The organism is Streptomyces griseus subsp. griseus (assembly GCF_003610995.1).
In the GTDB taxonomy this organism is placed as follows: Bacteria; Actinomycetota; Actinomycetes; order Streptomycetales; family Streptomycetaceae; genus Streptomyces.
Genome location: NZ_CP032543.1, coordinates 5,657,232 through 5,671,454, shown reverse-complemented (window position 1 = coordinate 5,671,454; position 14,223 = coordinate 5,657,232). Strand labels below are relative to the sequence as shown.

Here is a 14,223-nt window from a genome sequence, read left to right as displayed (position 1 = left end):
GCCCCCGCTCCGCCAGTAGGATCCATCCCGCGGATGGGGCCCGTCGCCACGGGGGCGCCGATAGGAACACTTCCGTCCGGCAAGGGAATTGGTGAGCTGTGAGCCAGATCGTCGTCAAGCGCCCACCGCGGGCCCTGCCCTCCGAAGTGCCGGTCGAACAGGTGCAGTTGCAACCTCCGCCGGAACTGCCCCGGGGCCAGCAGGAGGGCATGCTCATGCAGCTCCTGCCGATGCTGGGCATGGGTGGTTCGGTCGTCTTCTTCTTCATGACGCCGAACCCGATCATGCGGATCATGGGCGTGATCATGATTGCCTCCACGGTGGCCATGGCGATCGCGATGATGGTGCGTTTCCGGCGGGGCACCCAGGGTCAGCTCGCGGACATGCGGCGGGACTATCTGAAGTACCTGACGCAGACCCGGCGCACGGTGGTGAGGACCGCGCGCAAGCAGCGTGACGCGCAGTTCTATCTGCATCCCTCGCCCGAGCAGCTGTGGGCGCTCGTCGCCGAGGGCAGCCGGGTGTGGGAGCGACGGGTCGGTGACGCCGACTTCGCGCAGGTCCGCATCGGTCTGGGCAGCCAGGAGCTGGCCACGCCGCTGATCGCGCCGGAGACGGCGCCGGTCGAGGAGCTGGAGCCGCTGACCGCCGGGGCGATGCAGCAGTTCCTGACGACGCACTCCACCCTGGACGGCCTGCCGATGGCGGTGTCGCTGCGGGCCTTCTACCACCTGACGATCAGCGGTCACGCGGACTCCGCGCGCTCCTCGGCGCGGGCCGTGGTCGGTGCCCTGGCCTCGTTGCACTCCCCCGAGGACCTGGTGATCGCGGTCGCGACGGGCCGCGAGGAGGCCCGGCGGTGGGAGTGGGCGAAGTGGCTCCCCCACGTACAGGACAAGGGTTCGGTCGACGGTGCCGGCAGCCGGCGCCTGATCACCACCAGCGTCCTGGAGCTCGAACAGCGGCTGGCGGCCCGTCTCGACGGCCGCCCCCGCTTCCAGCCCGGCGGCCAGCCGCTCCTGGAGCAGCCGCACATCGTGGTCGTCCTGGACGGCGAGTCGGTGCCCCCGATGTCGGTGCTCGCCTCGGCGGAGGGGCTCCAGGGTGTGACGGTCATCGAGGTGGTGCCGGGCGAGGTGCAGGGGGCGCGCGGGGGGCTCTCCGTCGTGGTGCAGCCGCAGTCGCTGCAACTGGAGTCGGGGCAGGGGCTCGTCTACGACGGGGTGCCGGACCTGCTGAGTTACGAGGCGGCCGAGGCGCTCGCCCGGCAGCTGGCCCCGCTGCACATGGCGACGGGCGAGGACGACGACGAGCCGCTGCTGGCCAACCTGGAGTTCACCGATCTGCTGAACCTGGGGGACGCGGCATCCATCGAGGTCAGCCGGACCTGGCGGCCGCGCTCCCAGGCCGAGCGGCTGCGGGTGCCGATCGGCGTCGGCGAGGGCGGCGCGCCGGTGATGCTGGACCTCAAGGAGGCGGCGCAGGAGGGCATGGGCCCGCACGGGCTGTGCGTGGGCGCCACGGGTTCCGGGAAGTCGGAGCTGCTGCGGACGCTGGTGCTCGGCCTGGCCGTCACGCACACCTCGGAGACCCTCAACTTCGTCCTCGCGGACTTCAAGGGCGGTGCGACCTTCGCCGGTATGGCGCAGATGCCGCACGTGGCCGCGGTGATCACCAACCTCGCGGACGACCTGACGCTGGTCGACCGCATGGGCGACTCCATCAGCGGTGAGCTCAACCGCCGCCAGGAGATGCTGCGCGACGCGGGCAACTACGCCAACATCCACGACTACGAGAAGGCGCGCTCGGCGGGTGCGCCGCTCCAGCCGATCCCCTCACTGGTCCTGGTGATCGACGAGTTCAGCGAACTGCTGACGGCGAAGCCCGACTTCATCGACATGTTCGTGCAGATCGGGCGGATCGGCCGTTCGTTGGGCGTGCACCTGCTGCTGGCCTCGCAGCGGCTGGAGGAGGGGCGGCTGCGCGGTCTGGAGACGTACCTCTCGTACCGCATCGGTCTGCGGACCTTCTCGGCGGCCGAGTCCCGGGCCGCGATCGGGGTGCCCGACGCGTACCACCTGCCGAACGTGCCCGGTTCAGGGCTGCTCAAGTTCGGTACGGAGGAGATGGTGCGGTTCAAGGCCGCGTACGTGTCCGGGGTGTACCGGGCGGGGGGCCGGCGGGCGGACGCGTCCGGGGGCCCGCTGCCCTTGGACCGCAGGCCCGTGGCGTTCACGGCGGCGCCGGTGCCGGTGCGGTACGTGCAGCCGAGCCCGCGGGCCGGGGCCGGGGTGCCGGAGCAGCGGACGGGGGACGACGACGCGCTGGCGGACACGGTGCTGGACGTGATCGTGCGGCGGCTGGAGGGGCGGGGCGCCTCGGCCCACCAGGTGTGGCTGCCGCCGCTGGACAACCCGCCGTCGCTGGACGAGATCCTGCCGGGGCTCGCGCCGGTGCCGGGACGCGGGCTGACGCAGCCCGGGTTCGAGGGTTCGGGGCGTCTCGTCGTACCGCTGGGTGTGATCGACAAGCCGTTCGAGCAGCGGCGCGACACGCTGTACCGGGACTTCTCCGGGGCGGCCGGCCACATGCAGATCACCGGTGGCCCGCAGTCCGGCAAGTCGACCCTGCTCCGTACGCTCATCGCGGGCTTCGCGCTGACCCACACCCCCCAGGAAGTCCAGTTCTACGGACTCGACTTCGGTGGTGGCGGCATGTCGTCCATCGCGGGCCTGCCGCACGTCGGTGGGGTCGCCTCACGGCTTGACCCCGAGCGGGTGCGCCGTACGGTCGCCGAGGTGTACGGCATCCTGTCGCGGCGCGAGGAGTACTTCCGCAGCGCGGGCATCGACTCCATCGCCACCTACCGCCGGATGCGGGCGCGCGGCGAGATCTCGGTGACGGACCAGCCTTGGGGTGACGTCTTCCTGGTCATCGACGGCTGGGGCAACTTCCGCACGGATTACGAGGCGTTGGAGAACGCCGCCGTGGACATCGCAGCCCGAGGCCTCGGCTACGGCATCCACCTGATCGTCACCGCGTCACGGTCCATGGAGGTCAGGGCCAGCCTGAAGGACCACCTCATGAACCGCCTGGAGCTGCGGCTCGGCGACGTCATGGACTCCGAGCTGGACCGCAAGATCGCGGTCAATGTGCCGGCCGGGGTGCCGGGGCGCGGGCTGACGCCGGAGAAGCTGCACTTCATGGCGGCGGTGCCGCGGATCGACGGCATCAACTCCGACAGCGACCTGTCCGAGGCGACGGCGGCGATGAACGCGGAGGTCTCCCGGCACTGGACGGCTCCTCCCGCGCCGAAGGTCCGTCTGCTGCCGCGCTCCCTGCCGGTGGCCGAACTCCCGCCGGGCCACGCCGTTCCGGAGCGCGGGATCTCCATCGGTATCGACGAGAACAACCTCGCGCCGGTCTTCGTCGACTTCGACCACGACCCGTTCTTCCTGGTCTTCGGCGAGAGCGAGTCCGGCAAGTCCAACCTGCTGCGGCTGGTCGTCAAGCAGCTCACCGAGCGGTACGACGGGGACACCTGCAAGCTCTTCGTCATCGACAACCGGCGCTCGCTGCTGGATGTGACCCCGGCGTCGCACCTGGCGGAGTACATCCCCATGTCCAACAACATGGACCACCACATGGTCGCCCTGCACGACCTCATGAAGCGCCGCACACCGTCGGCCGACGTGACGGCCCAGGAGCTGCGGGACCGCAGCTGGTGGCGCGGACCGACGGTCTACGTGATCATCGACGACTTCGACCTGGTCGCCACGTCGAGCGGCAACCCGCTGTCATCACTGACGGAGCTGCTCCCGTTCGCCCGTGACGTGGGCGTCCGCTTCATCATCGCCCGCAACACGGCGGGGGCGAGCCGGGCGCTGTACGACCCGTTCCTCCAGCGCATGACGGAGCTGGGCGCGCAGGGCGTGCTGCTGTCGGGCGACCCGATGGAGGGCGATGTCCTCGGGGGCGTACGGCCGCGGCCTATGCCGGCTGGGCGGGGCGTCTTCGTCACGCGGCGGCGGGGGAATCCGCTGGTGCAGACGGGGTTGGTGGAGGAGGGGTAGGTGGCCCCCGGGGGGCAGAGCCGGGTGTTCAGGTGCGGGGGCGGGTGCGGGTGGGGGTGCGGGTGGGGGCGCTGGATGTTCGGTCCCCCTCTCTTTGAACTGCCGGTGCACTGCCGGTGCACTGCCTGCGCGTTGCTTGTGCTGACGTAATGCGGACATCCGTCAGGGTGGACACCTCCCGCGCGTGTCCACCCTGATGTGCCGCTGCGCGGCCTGCTACCAGCCGGATCGGCTAGTGGAAGTTGGCCGCCGCCCGCTTGTCACCGCTGCGGTAGGCCGTCTCCGCGTCGCGCACGGCGCGGGAGATCTGGGCGAGGTTCTCCTTGATGCCCGTGGCCTGCGTGTCCCAGCGGTCCTGCGCGCTGCGGTAGGCGGACTTGGCTTCGCCCTCCCACAGCTCCGAGACCGAGGCGATCATGCTCTTGATCGCCCGGAGGTCCTGGTCGAGCTGCTTGGCCTGACGATCGATCGAGGCGGCCGCGAGGTCGAGGCTGGCATAAGTGACGACCGTCGTACCGTCGTTGGTGGCCATGAGGTCCTCCTTCAGTCGAGTTGCGGAATACCGGTCAGAAGTTGTTCAGGTTCGAGGTCCGGGCCGTGGCCGCGGCGTCGCCCGAGTAGCCGTCGACGACGTCCACACCCATGAGGGCGGCCTTGATCTGGTCCTCGGTGTTGTCCGAAATGGTGCGGGCGGCCTTGATGGCCTCCTGGAAGCGGAGCAGCTCCTTGCCGATGCCGACCATGCTCCGGTTGATCTCGTTCTGCTTCTGGTTGAAGTGACCGGCCCCGATGCCCTTCCAGGCACCTTCCAGGCTGTCGATCGTTGCGTGCAACTGCTTGAGCTGCCCCTTCACCGAGTCGAACCTCTCGGTGAGCTGGCCTTCGAGCCTGATCAGGGCTTCAGCTGAGACTTTCTGGTCTGCTGACATGGCTTTCCTTTCGTTCCGGTGGATGCTGCAAGCCGGCGTGGAGCGCCGGCCGGTACATGTGAGGTACCTGTGGTCAGGCCGCGCCGCGTCTGCGGACGACGGCGAAGACCACGCCCCCGAGGACGGCGACGCCTGCGATGCCGCCGATGATCAGGCTCAGGGGGGCGCCGCCGTCCGCCGCCTTCTCGCTGTCGCCTGCGGCGACGGTCTCGTCGGCCTGATCGGCTCTCTCGTTCTGAGCGGGCGTTTGGGGGGCGGAGGCTGAGGGGGCGGGCGACGCTGGGGAGCCGCCGGTGCGCTCGTTGGTGAGGGGGCTGATGTCCGGGTCTCCGGGGTCGCCCTTGCCCTTGAGGATGTTCATCGCGGGGCGGATGAGGCCGTGGCCGAGGTAAGCGCTGCGGTCGCCCTTCTTCCAACTACGGCTAGCCGTCTCGAAGAGGACGTTGAGGACCTGGTTGGCGGTCCAGTCGGGGTGGGCGGACCAGACGAGGGCGGCGGAGGCGGAGGCGATGGCTGTGGCGGAACTGGTACCGCTTCCGCCATAACAGTAATTCTGGAATGAATTGTCACACCATCGCGGAATTTCTTTTCCAGGGGCAGCGATATCCACCATGTTCCCGTTCTGTGAATCCTCCGCCACCTTCCCGTTCCGATCCGCCGATGCGACACCTACCACCTGAGGGTAGGCGGCTGGATACTCCTCCTTGTTGCTCCCTGCACCATCGTTACCGACGGCAGCGAAGAACAGCTTCCCTTTGCTTTCGGCGTACTCAACCGCCTCGCGCTCACCCCTCGTGGAGTACAGGCTACCGAAGGACATACTGATAATCTTTGCTTCACTGTCCGCAGCGGCACGAATGGCATCTTCAGAATCGCGAGCATTAACAGAGTGCTCGTTTTGGAATTCCGTGTCGGTAATACGCATGGGGATAATTTTCACCCCTGGGGCAAGCCCCTTAAGGCCTCCGCCGAATCCTGTACCGGCAATCAGCTCGGCCATATTCGTGCCGTGCCCGTTGTAATCGTCATTCTCATCCCCAGCGGCCCCTGTGGCATCAAAGCCTTTGAGCACCTGCCCTTTCAGGGAGGGGGTGTTCGGGTTGACACCCGTGTCGATGACCGCGACTTTGATGCCTTCACCGGTCGAGGTCTTCCACATTTCCTCAGCCTGCAGCGCGCCGAGGTACCACTGCTTGGATTGCACGTCGGCTGCAGCGGCTGGCTGTGCCGCTCCGGTGAGGGCGACGCTCCACGCAGCGGCCACCGCCAGTGCACCCAATACGCGCCTCTGCGGTCGACTCATTCCCGCCGTCATCCTGGCTTCCGAACCTTCCCTCGGGCTGCTACTCGACCACCGGCGGCACGGCTCCGCGCCGTCGGGCCGTCCATGTTTCTTCGTCTTCCGTCAGGTAGTCCGGACGAGTCGACCCGGTGTTCTCCTCATCCTTACGGTCGGTCTTCTTCCGACCGGCAGGGCCACGGACAAGGCCTGCGCCCCCGGCTGTGAAGCCCTTGGAACCGGAGCCCGACGTTCCTCGGGGAACGCCGACCACTCCATTGGCGCCCGAGACAGGCGCGCCACGCCGGCCGGAGGGCGGCGCACTGCCGCTCGCCCCGGGTCCGCCGATCACCGTTCCTCGCGTCACTGCACGAGCCCCGCCAGTTCCGGAGGCCCCGGAAGTAGCCCGCTGCGGAGTACCACCCACGATGCCGTTGCCCTGTCCTGTACGAGAGTTGCCCGGCGCTGCTGTGCCGCCGTGGGCCGCCATGGGACGGCCGCCCGCCACTCCGGACTGACCGGCCACGGGCGGCTGCGTACCGCCACCGGAGCGCCCCGTTGCTGATGGCGGGCTCGGTCGTCCGACAGGCGCGCCAGCACTACCTGCGCCCGTGGCACTCCCGCCTGCCGGAACCGCCTTGCCGAAACCTCTACCAACTTGGCTGACGGACCGGGACACGCCTGCCGATCCTGTGGACCGTGAGGAGCTTGCCGGGAGCTGGTTCCCGAGATTGGTCCCGATGGGAGGTGTCTGTGCGCCCCCTGCCCCTGACCCATTGGAGACCGACGGGGAAGGTGCGTTGCTGGTCAGCGTCGTAGGAGCGGTAGGAGTCGCGACACTGTTGATCTCGGTGGATGTGCTCTTGTCCAGCACCGGAGCAGGGCCCAAGACCTCGCCTGGGTTCCGGCCGCTGGAGATGGCTGCAGCATCAAGCTCCCCTGCTGCCGCACGCACCGGGGGGCCCGGTGCCGGAGCAGTACCGAGACCGTCTGCCCCTCTGGGCACGCCCTCAGCGGGCATCCCGTCCTTACTACCTTGCGGCCTGGGCATGTCGACGCCAAGCTTCTGATCGAACCGCGGCGGTTCCTGCGCAGCCAGCGCCTCCTCCGACACCGCGTAGTACGACGCCAGCCGGTTGATCTGGTTGATGGCCTCCTGGCGGTTCTTCTCCACCGTGAGGGCCGCCGCGTACGCCGGGTTGGTATCGGTGCGGGCCGGGAACAGGATGTCGTCCACGTCCGTCTGGATCATCCGACGGTCGCGTGGCGGCATGGAACTCCGCACCGATGCCAGGCCCGTGGCGGCCACCGTGATCTGGATGCCTGCCGCGTCCGCGAACTCGCCGAGCTTCTCGGCGTGGGCGACCAGGCCCTTGCCCCACGTGCGGAACGCCTCGCCGGAGTCGCCCTGCCAGTCGACCTTGTCGATGTGGTGGCCCAGCTCCTTCGCCGCGCTCCGGATCGCGTCCCTGGCCTTCTTGAGTGCCTCGCCCGCGTTCTCCATGTCCGCCGGGTTGGCGTTCTCCACCAAGTCGATGATGGCGTTGAGGTCATGTCCCTCGAAGGAGGTACGGCCTGCTCTGCCGCCACCTCCTCCGAAAGGGAACAGACTCAGGATCTCCCTGCCCAGCTCCGTCGCATCGGTGACGACCAGCTGGGTCCTGACTCGGCCCTCGTCCTGCTTCTGCTGTTCGGCAGGGGTCAGTTCCGGCTGGTTCTCGTCGCTCACTTCGTCTCCCACCCGTCGCCGGACTGGCCTTCGCGGTTGTCGGCCTCGGGCTTGACGGCCTTCTCGCGCTCCCGGTCCATCCGCGTCTGGATCTCGTGGAAGCGCCGCCGCGTCTCGTCGTCCACGTTGTCGAAGCCGACCGCCGCCGCGTGCACGCCCAGGCTCAGGTACTCGATCTGGTCGCCCAGCGACTTGGAGAGCGAGACCAGGGACTCGTGGACGCGGTTGTACTGCGTGTAGAGGCCGTCCGCCTCGGCGAAGCGGGCGTTCGGGCCGCTCAAGGAGGCGCGGGACACCGTCTGTGCCGCCACCTTCGACTTGCCGGCCGCCGAGCCTTCCAGGTCCGTGAGCAGGGCGTCCACCCGCTTCTTGAACGTCTCCAGCGCGCCTACTCCGCGCCTGAGGTCACCTGGACCGGTCCCCATGCCGTCCTCCCCGTTGTGCATCCCCGTTTGCTCGGATCCTTCTGCGTTGCTATCGCACCGGTGCGATCCGAGCCCATCTCAACCGGTAACTCTAGTCACTGCGTGCTGACGGGCCAATTGGGTTGGTGGCCCCGTGACTTGTCTCATGCGGTCACCGGAAGCTCCCGACCGTCAGCTGTCGCCCGCCAGCCGCCTCGTACGGCGCCTCATGTCCCGTACGGCCACTGCCGCACCGGCGATCGCGGCCACCAGGACGCCGCCGCCCACGACGACGTACGTCGCGAGGCGGGCGTTGCGTTCGTCGGCCGTTTCGCCGAGCTGGAGTTGGGCGGTGGTCGGGGCTTCGCCTTTGCTCATGCCTTCGCTCGCGACCGGGCGGTCGATGGGCTTGTCGTCCTCGGTGAGGGCGCGTACCGGGTCGACGACTCCCCAGCCCACGTGGCGGTCGTGGCCGGCCACCGAGCGTTCCGCCGTCTGCTGGAGCTGGGCCACGATCTGGCGCTGCGTCCAGTCGGGGTGCTTGGCCTTGATCAGCGCGGCGACCCCGGCGACGTACGGGGCCGAGAAGCTGGTGCCGTTGTCGGCGCAGTGGCCACCGCCGGGGACGGTGGAGATCATGTCCACGCCGGGGGCGGCGATGCCGACGAACGGGCCGGCCTGGGAGAAGTAGGCGCGTTCGTTGTTGCGGTCCGAGGAGGCGACGGCGAGGACGCCCTCGTACGAAGCGGGGTAGGTCCGCTTCACGTTGCCGCCGACTCCGTCGTTGCCCGCCGAGGCGATGACCACGATGTTCTTGGTCAGGGCGTGGTCGATCGCCTGCTCCAGGCGTGGTGTCGGTGCGACGGCGTCGGCCGTGTCCTGGGAGATGTTGATGATGTGGGCCTTCGCCGTGTCGGCGGCGTAGAGGATGGCCCGGACCAACGTGTCCGCAGTTCCGTTGCCGTGGGCGTCGTTCTGCTGGATCGGGATGATCGTCGCGTCGGGGGCGAGGCCGGTGAAGCCCGTGCCCTTCGCCTCGCGGGCGGCGATGATGCCGGCCACCTTGGTGCCGTGGCCCACGGTGTCCGTGGTGCCGTTCTCCTTGCCGCGTTCGATCTCCCGGCCGTCCTCGGTCCTGAGCTTCCTCGGCAGGAAGTTCTTGCCGGCCTTGACGTCCACGGCGGGGGTCAGCTGGGGGTTCTTCACATCGACGCCGGTGTCGATGACGGCGACCCGTACCCCCTTTCCGGTGGACTGCTTCCACAGCTCGTCCAGGAGGACGCGCTGCAACGACCAGGGGCGGCCCGGGTACTTCTCTCCGTCGAACGTGCACTGGGTCGCGTCGTCCGCGGCGGCCGCAGGGACCGGCAGGGCGATCAGGAGGACCGCGGTGGCCGCCGCTGTGGTCAGGAGGTGCCTGGCCGGGGAGGACGCGGTAGAAGACGTGGGGCGCGTCATCGGCCTGCCGCTCCTCACGAACCCTGCGGCTGGCTCGCCGCGCCCGTCGAGAGCCGTGGGCCCGTCGGCAGGAACGTGGACCAGGCGGCCGGGACCGGGGTGGGGTCGACGTCCTTGTAGCCGAGCAGGTTCTGCGCCTGCTGGGCCTCCTGCCGGCGCGCTTCCCGCTCCTGCTTCGAGCCGGACGCGCCGATGCCGGAGTCGTCCTGCCCGCTGTCGCTGTTGGACTGCATCGCGTAGCGCAGTCCGGTGTCGGTGACCAGGAAGAGGAAGCCGACGTCGGTCCTGGAGCCCTGGAACTGGCGGAAGAACTCACCGGATCCGGGGGTGACGTAGGCGCTGGAGGAGCCGGTGGGGAGCGTCGCCGGGAAGCGCGTACCCACCCAGGTGGAGAGGGTGGTGGCGCCGTTGTCGGCGTCGACGTCGCGCAGGACGTTGCACACGGTGTTACGGCTTCCCTTCGTCATGTCCGGGGAGTTGACGGCCTTCGGCTCGTGGACGGGCCAGTCCAGCTCCGCGCCGAAGGCCCGGCCCGGCGAGAACGCCGAGGCGCCCACCGGCTTCTCCTGGCCGGCCTGGCCGAGCTTGTCCAGGTCCCGGCTGCTGAGCAGGAGCTTGGCGATGAAGTCCGAGACGGGGGCGACCCGGTCGGGGAGGACGACGTACTGCTGGGTCCTGGTTCCGGCGGTGGCGGCCAGGACCATGCCGACCTTGTTGGTGCCGGCGTCCAGCGTGCCCGGGACGTTCGCGGGGGCGCCGGGGACGCCGTCCAGGGTCGGGAAGGTGATCCGGTCGCCCCGGTGCAGCGTCGCGAGCCAGGCGGCGGAGACCCGCTGGGGCTTGGCGTCGGGGTCGACCAGGGTGCGCAGCAGCAGTTCGTCGTCGGTGACGGGGTAGGCCTTGCCCGCGGCGTCGACGAGGTAGCGGGTCCGGTCGGGGCCCTCGACGTACATCATCTCGCCACCGCGCAGCTTCGCCTTGCCCTCGGTCCTGCCCTCCTCGCGCTCGGCGAAGACGAAGGCCGCCTTCTGGATGGCCCGGCCGCCCTCCCCGGGCTGCTCGCAGACCGCCCAGCGCTTGGCGGAGCCGGCGTCCTTGGGGTCGGGCAGCCGGTCGGGGGCGTACGGGATGCCGAGGGTCGCGCCGTGCGGGATCGTGCCGTCGTCCAGAACCGATTCGTCGACGTTGACGACCTTGCCCTTGTCCTGGGCGAGCAGGAGCTTGGCCGAGGACATGTTGAGGACGGGGTGGAGCTGCTTCTTGCCGTCGGTCGTCAACACCACATAGCGGGTGGTGGACTTGCTGGCGATGATGACGTTCTCGTTGGGGGTGTCCCAGTTCTTGGGGGCCACCGGCTTGAACATGCCCCAGGCGCCGAAGACGGCGAGGACGACGACGCCGATGATCGCTCCCGGCACGACCGCGCGCAGCGGGCGCGGTGCGCCTTCCTCGGAGCCGGTCGGGTTGGGTTGCAGGAACTGTGCGATCAACCTCCGCTTCGCAAAGGTGTAGGCGTTGAGCTCATCCCGCCGTGATGCCATGTTCCGCTGCCCCTTCTCCCCGATGGTCGACCAGGGTGCCACACACGTCTTCGGCCCCTGGTGTCGCATCGGGCCCCTACTATGCCCCCGGGGGCTCGGCCCCCACTGCTCAGGTAGGGTGACCCACCGATCAACACCCGTACGGAAAACGGTGGATACGGGACACGAGGGGGCAACGCGGCAATGGGTGCAGCTACGCGCGAGCGTCCCGGGCGATCCGGCCGCCGGGCCTCCGGTTCTTCCCGCCGGCAACGCAGCAACGGGCCGGCCGTCACAGCCCCTGACACCCCGTCGGCCGCCCCCGCCGCCACCACCCTGCGCGCCACCGCGCGGACCGGCCGGGTCCGGCCCCTGCGGCGGCAGCTGCTGCTCATCGAGGCGGCCCTCGCGGTGGCCGTGGTGGGCGCGGCGCTCGGCGGTGCCTGGCTGGTGCCCGCCGGCGTGCTCGTCGTGGTGCTGGTGCTGCTCGCGGTGGTACGCCGCCGGGGCCGCGCGCTCCAGGAATGGCTGTCGGGCGCCCTCACGCTCAGGGCCCGGCGGCGGGCGGCGGCTCCGGCCGTCGACGCGGAGCCGATGCTGGCCCCGGTCGCGGAGAACGTGCCCGGCTTCGCTCCTTATATCTATGTCGACCGGGACCACCGCACGGTGGGCATGCTCGGTGACGGCACCTTCCTGACGGCGGCGGTGCGGGTGGATGCGAGCGGCGAGGCGCTGCGGCCCGCGTCCGGCGCGCGCTCGCTGCCGCTGTCGCTGCTGGGCGATGCCCTCCAGGTCGACGACATCGTGCTGGAGTCGGCGCAGTTGGTGCAGCAGGTACGGGCGGCTCCCGCGCCGCATCTGCCGCAGCAGTCGGTGGCCCGCCTCTCGTACGGACCCCTCCAGGACCGGACCGGGGCGCCCGCGCTCCGGATGACCTGGGTCGCGCTGAAGCTGGACCCGGAGCTGTGCCGGGAGGCCGTCGAGGCGCGTGGCGGCGGGATCGAGGGGGCCCAGCGCGCTCTGGTACGGGTCGCGGACCATGTGGCGAGCCGGATCACGGGGGCCGGGTTCCGGGCCGTGGTGCTGGACCAGGAGGAGCTGAACTCGGCCGTCGCCACCTCCGCCTGCGCCAACCCCCTGCTGTCGGGACGCGCCGGACGGCCGGACGCTCCGCCGCAGCGGCGCACGATGGAGACCTCGCGGGTCTGGCGCTGCGACGACCGGTGGCACACCACGTACGCCGTGGACCGCTGGCCCGAGCTGGGCCGGGGGGCGACGCCGCTGCCGCAGCTGGTCGCGCTGCTGACGTCGGTCCCCGCGTACGCCACGACCTTCAGCCTGACCGTGCGGCGCGGGGCGCGGCAGGGCGAGACGAGCGTCAGCGGCCAGGTCCGGGTGACCGGCGGGTCGGACACGGAACTCGTCGGCGTACGAAGGACGTTGGAGCAGGCCGCCCGGCACGCCAAGGTGGGGCTGGCGCGGCTGGACCGCGAACAGCTGCCGGGCGTGCTGGCGACGCTCCCCCTGGGAGGAGCCCGGTGAGAAGCGGAGCGAGAGGAGGCGGGGCAGCGGTGGGGCGCGGCACGGCGGAGCGGGCCGGGGCCAGGCGCGGGCTGCTCGGCCCCCGCCACGCGGGCCACACCGTGCTCACCGACCACCTGGGGGCCCTGTCGCTCCCGGTCGGCGACGACGGCGTGATCATCGGCGACGACGCGGAGGGGCGCCCGCAGCTGATCGGGTTCCACCGGCCCGTCGCGTACGACGTCACGCTGATCGGCGGGCTGTGGACGGCGCAGGTGCTGGCGCTGCGCGCCGCCGGGACGGGTGCGCGGGTGGCGGTCGAGACCGGCCGGGTCCAGGCCTGGACCACGCTGGCGCAGGCGGCGGGCGCCGGGCTGGAGTGCGTCTCCCTGTACGACGTGGGCCGGGTCCCGCCGACCGGCGCCACGGTCGGCAGCCCCGTGGTGGTCATCCGCGACTGCGGCATGCGACCGCCCCGAGGCCGGGTCATCTCCTCCCCCTGGCAGTCCGTGCTGACGCTGCTCCCCTATCTGAGCCCCGTGGCACCCAGGTTGTTGCGCTCCTCGGCTCTCGTCGGCATCCAGCGGGTCTCGCCCGACGAGGCGAAGCAGATCGGCCGGATCCTGGGGCTGGCACCGGCCGAGAGCGAGGCGCTGCCGACGCTGGCCGACGGGGTGACGCTCTGGGTGGCGGGCCGCGAGCGCCACTGGGTGATGACGAGTGCGACGGACGCGGAGACCGGGCTGCTGGGCACAGCTCGCCGGATGGACTGATTCCTCCCCCGTTCTCACCCCAAAGGCCGCTCCCGCCAGGGAGCATGGGCCAGGCAACGACACACGGCTCGACAGGTCGATCGGAAGGGACGCCGGCATGGGCACCCAGCAGGAAAAGGACGAGCTCTACGCTCTCGACATCTCGGGGGTGGAGTGGCTGAGCGCACCCGGCACCGAGGACGTCGAGGAGCGGGTCGAGATCGCACATCTGCCCGGCGGCGCGGTCGCCATGCGCTCGTCCCTGGACCCGGACACCGTCCTGCGGTACACCGAGGCGGAGTGGCGGGCCTTCGTCCTGGGCGCCCGCGACGGTGAGTTCGACCTCAAGTAGGCGTCGCACGCGGCACGAGGGTGGTGGCCGGGCCAGGCCACCGCCTTTCGCCGTTCTTTGCCGTGCGATACGGCCTGCCGGAGTGCGCCCCATGGCGATTAGGGTGGGTGGGGCGCGGCACAGGAGAACCTGCGAGCGGGTTGTGCGCGTCGCAAGGGGGAGAGCCGGGCGCACCGGGGCCCATGAGACCGGTCGCCCCCACCCAC

At 70.2% G+C, this 14,223-nt stretch carries 11 protein-coding genes; 4 read left to right on the top strand and 7 right to left on the bottom strand.

Annotated elements, in window-relative coordinates:
- Nucleotides 1–98 precede the first annotated feature (98 nt).
- Nucleotides 99–4,073: a type VII secretion protein EccCa gene (gene eccCa, locus D6270_RS25685; RefSeq protein WP_109163297.1), complete on the top strand. Its 3,975-nt coding sequence runs from the start codon at nt 99–101 to the stop codon at nt 4,071–4,073.
- A gap of 232 nt (nt 4,074–4,305) precedes the next feature.
- On the opposite strand, the gene D6270_RS25680 is transcribed toward eccCa, so the two are convergent.
- The 7 genes from D6270_RS25680 to eccB all read right to left on the bottom strand — a co-directional run bounded on the left by D6270_RS25680 (nt 4,306) and on the right by eccB (nt 11,413).
- The gene (locus D6270_RS25680) at nt 4,306–4,605 is read right to left on the bottom strand and encodes a WXG100 family type VII secretion target (RefSeq protein WP_093692935.1); all 300 of its coding nucleotides are present in this window, start codon (nt 4,603–4,605) and stop codon (nt 4,306–4,308) included.
- Between the two features lie 34 nt (nt 4,606–4,639).
- Nucleotides 4,640–5,002, bottom strand: a complete 363-nt coding sequence (locus D6270_RS25675) for a WXG100 family type VII secretion target (RefSeq protein ID WP_093692934.1) — start codon at nt 5,000–5,002, stop codon at nt 4,640–4,642.
- Nucleotides 5,003–5,075: 73 nt separating this feature from the next.
- Nucleotides 5,076–6,317, bottom strand: a complete 1,242-nt coding sequence (locus D6270_RS25670; RefSeq protein WP_109163298.1) for a S8 family serine peptidase — start codon at nt 6,315–6,317, stop codon at nt 5,076–5,078.
- 28 nt (nt 6,318–6,345) lie between these two features.
- Nucleotides 6,346–8,010: a WXG100 family type VII secretion target gene (locus D6270_RS25665; RefSeq protein WP_109163299.1), complete on the bottom strand. Its 1,665-nt coding sequence runs from the start codon at nt 8,008–8,010 to the stop codon at nt 6,346–6,348.
- Complete coding sequence (locus D6270_RS25660; protein ID WP_109163300.1) at nt 8,007–8,456, bottom strand: DUF2563 family protein; 450 nt, start codon at nt 8,454–8,456, stop codon at nt 8,007–8,009. The genes D6270_RS25665 and D6270_RS25660 overlap by 4 nt, the downstream gene beginning before the upstream one ends.
- A gap of 150 nt (nt 8,457–8,606) precedes the next feature.
- Entirely contained in the window at nt 8,607–9,872 is a 1,266-nt protein-coding gene (gene mycP / locus D6270_RS25655; protein ID WP_109163301.1) for a type VII secretion-associated serine protease mycosin, read from the bottom strand.
- A 14-nt stretch (nt 9,873–9,886) separates the two neighbouring features.
- Nucleotides 9,887–11,413, bottom strand: coding sequence for a type VII secretion protein EccB (gene eccB, locus D6270_RS25650; RefSeq protein WP_109167272.1), 1,527 nt, complete (start codon nt 11,411–11,413; stop codon nt 9,887–9,889).
- A 183-nt stretch (nt 11,414–11,596) separates the two neighbouring features.
- Between eccB and eccE the strand changes: the two genes are divergently transcribed.
- The 3 genes from eccE to D6270_RS25635 all read left to right on the top strand — a co-directional run bounded on the left by eccE (nt 11,597) and on the right by D6270_RS25635 (nt 14,017).
- Nucleotides 11,597–12,934, top strand: a complete 1,338-nt coding sequence (eccE, locus tag D6270_RS25645) for a type VII secretion protein EccE (RefSeq protein ID WP_109163302.1) — start codon at nt 11,597–11,599, stop codon at nt 12,932–12,934.
- Nucleotides 12,935–12,963: 29 nt separating this feature from the next.
- Complete coding sequence (locus tag D6270_RS25640) at nt 12,964–13,686, top strand: hypothetical protein (protein ID WP_109163303.1); 723 nt, start codon at nt 12,964–12,966, stop codon at nt 13,684–13,686.
- A gap of 97 nt (nt 13,687–13,783) precedes the next feature.
- Nucleotides 13,784–14,017, top strand: a complete 234-nt coding sequence (locus tag D6270_RS25635) for a DUF397 domain-containing protein (RefSeq protein ID WP_015611831.1) — start codon at nt 13,784–13,786, stop codon at nt 14,015–14,017.
- The last annotated feature ends 206 nt before the right edge of the window (nt 14,018–14,223 follow it).

Bases quoted from the DNA above. Each gene is read 5' to 3' on its own strand.
- D6270_RS25680 (WP_093692935.1), bottom strand. From the start codon at position 4,605: ATGGCCACCAACGACGGTACGACGGTCGTCACTTATGCCAGCCTCGAC.
- D6270_RS25675 (WP_093692934.1), bottom strand. From the start codon at position 5,002: ATGTCAGCAGACCAGAAAGTCTCAGCTGAAGCCCTGATCAGGCTCGAA.
- D6270_RS25670 (WP_109163298.1), bottom strand. From the start codon at position 6,317: ATGACGGCGGGAATGAGTCGACCGCAGAGGCGCGTATTGGGTGCACTG.
- D6270_RS25660 (WP_109163300.1), bottom strand. From the start codon at position 8,456: ATGCACAACGGGGAGGACGGCATGGGGACCGGTCCAGGTGACCTCAGG.
- mycP (WP_109163301.1), bottom strand. From the start codon at position 9,872: ATGACGCGCCCCACGTCTTCTACCGCGTCCTCCCCGGCCAGGCACCTC.
- eccB (WP_109167272.1), bottom strand. From the start codon at position 11,413: ATGGCATCACGGCGGGATGAGCTCAACGCCTACACCTTTGCGAAGCGG.
- eccE (WP_109163302.1), top strand. From the start codon at position 11,597: ATGGGTGCAGCTACGCGCGAGCGTCCCGGGCGATCCGGCCGCCGGGCC.
- D6270_RS25635 (WP_015611831.1), top strand. From the start codon at position 13,784: ATGGGCACCCAGCAGGAAAAGGACGAGCTCTACGCTCTCGACATCTCG.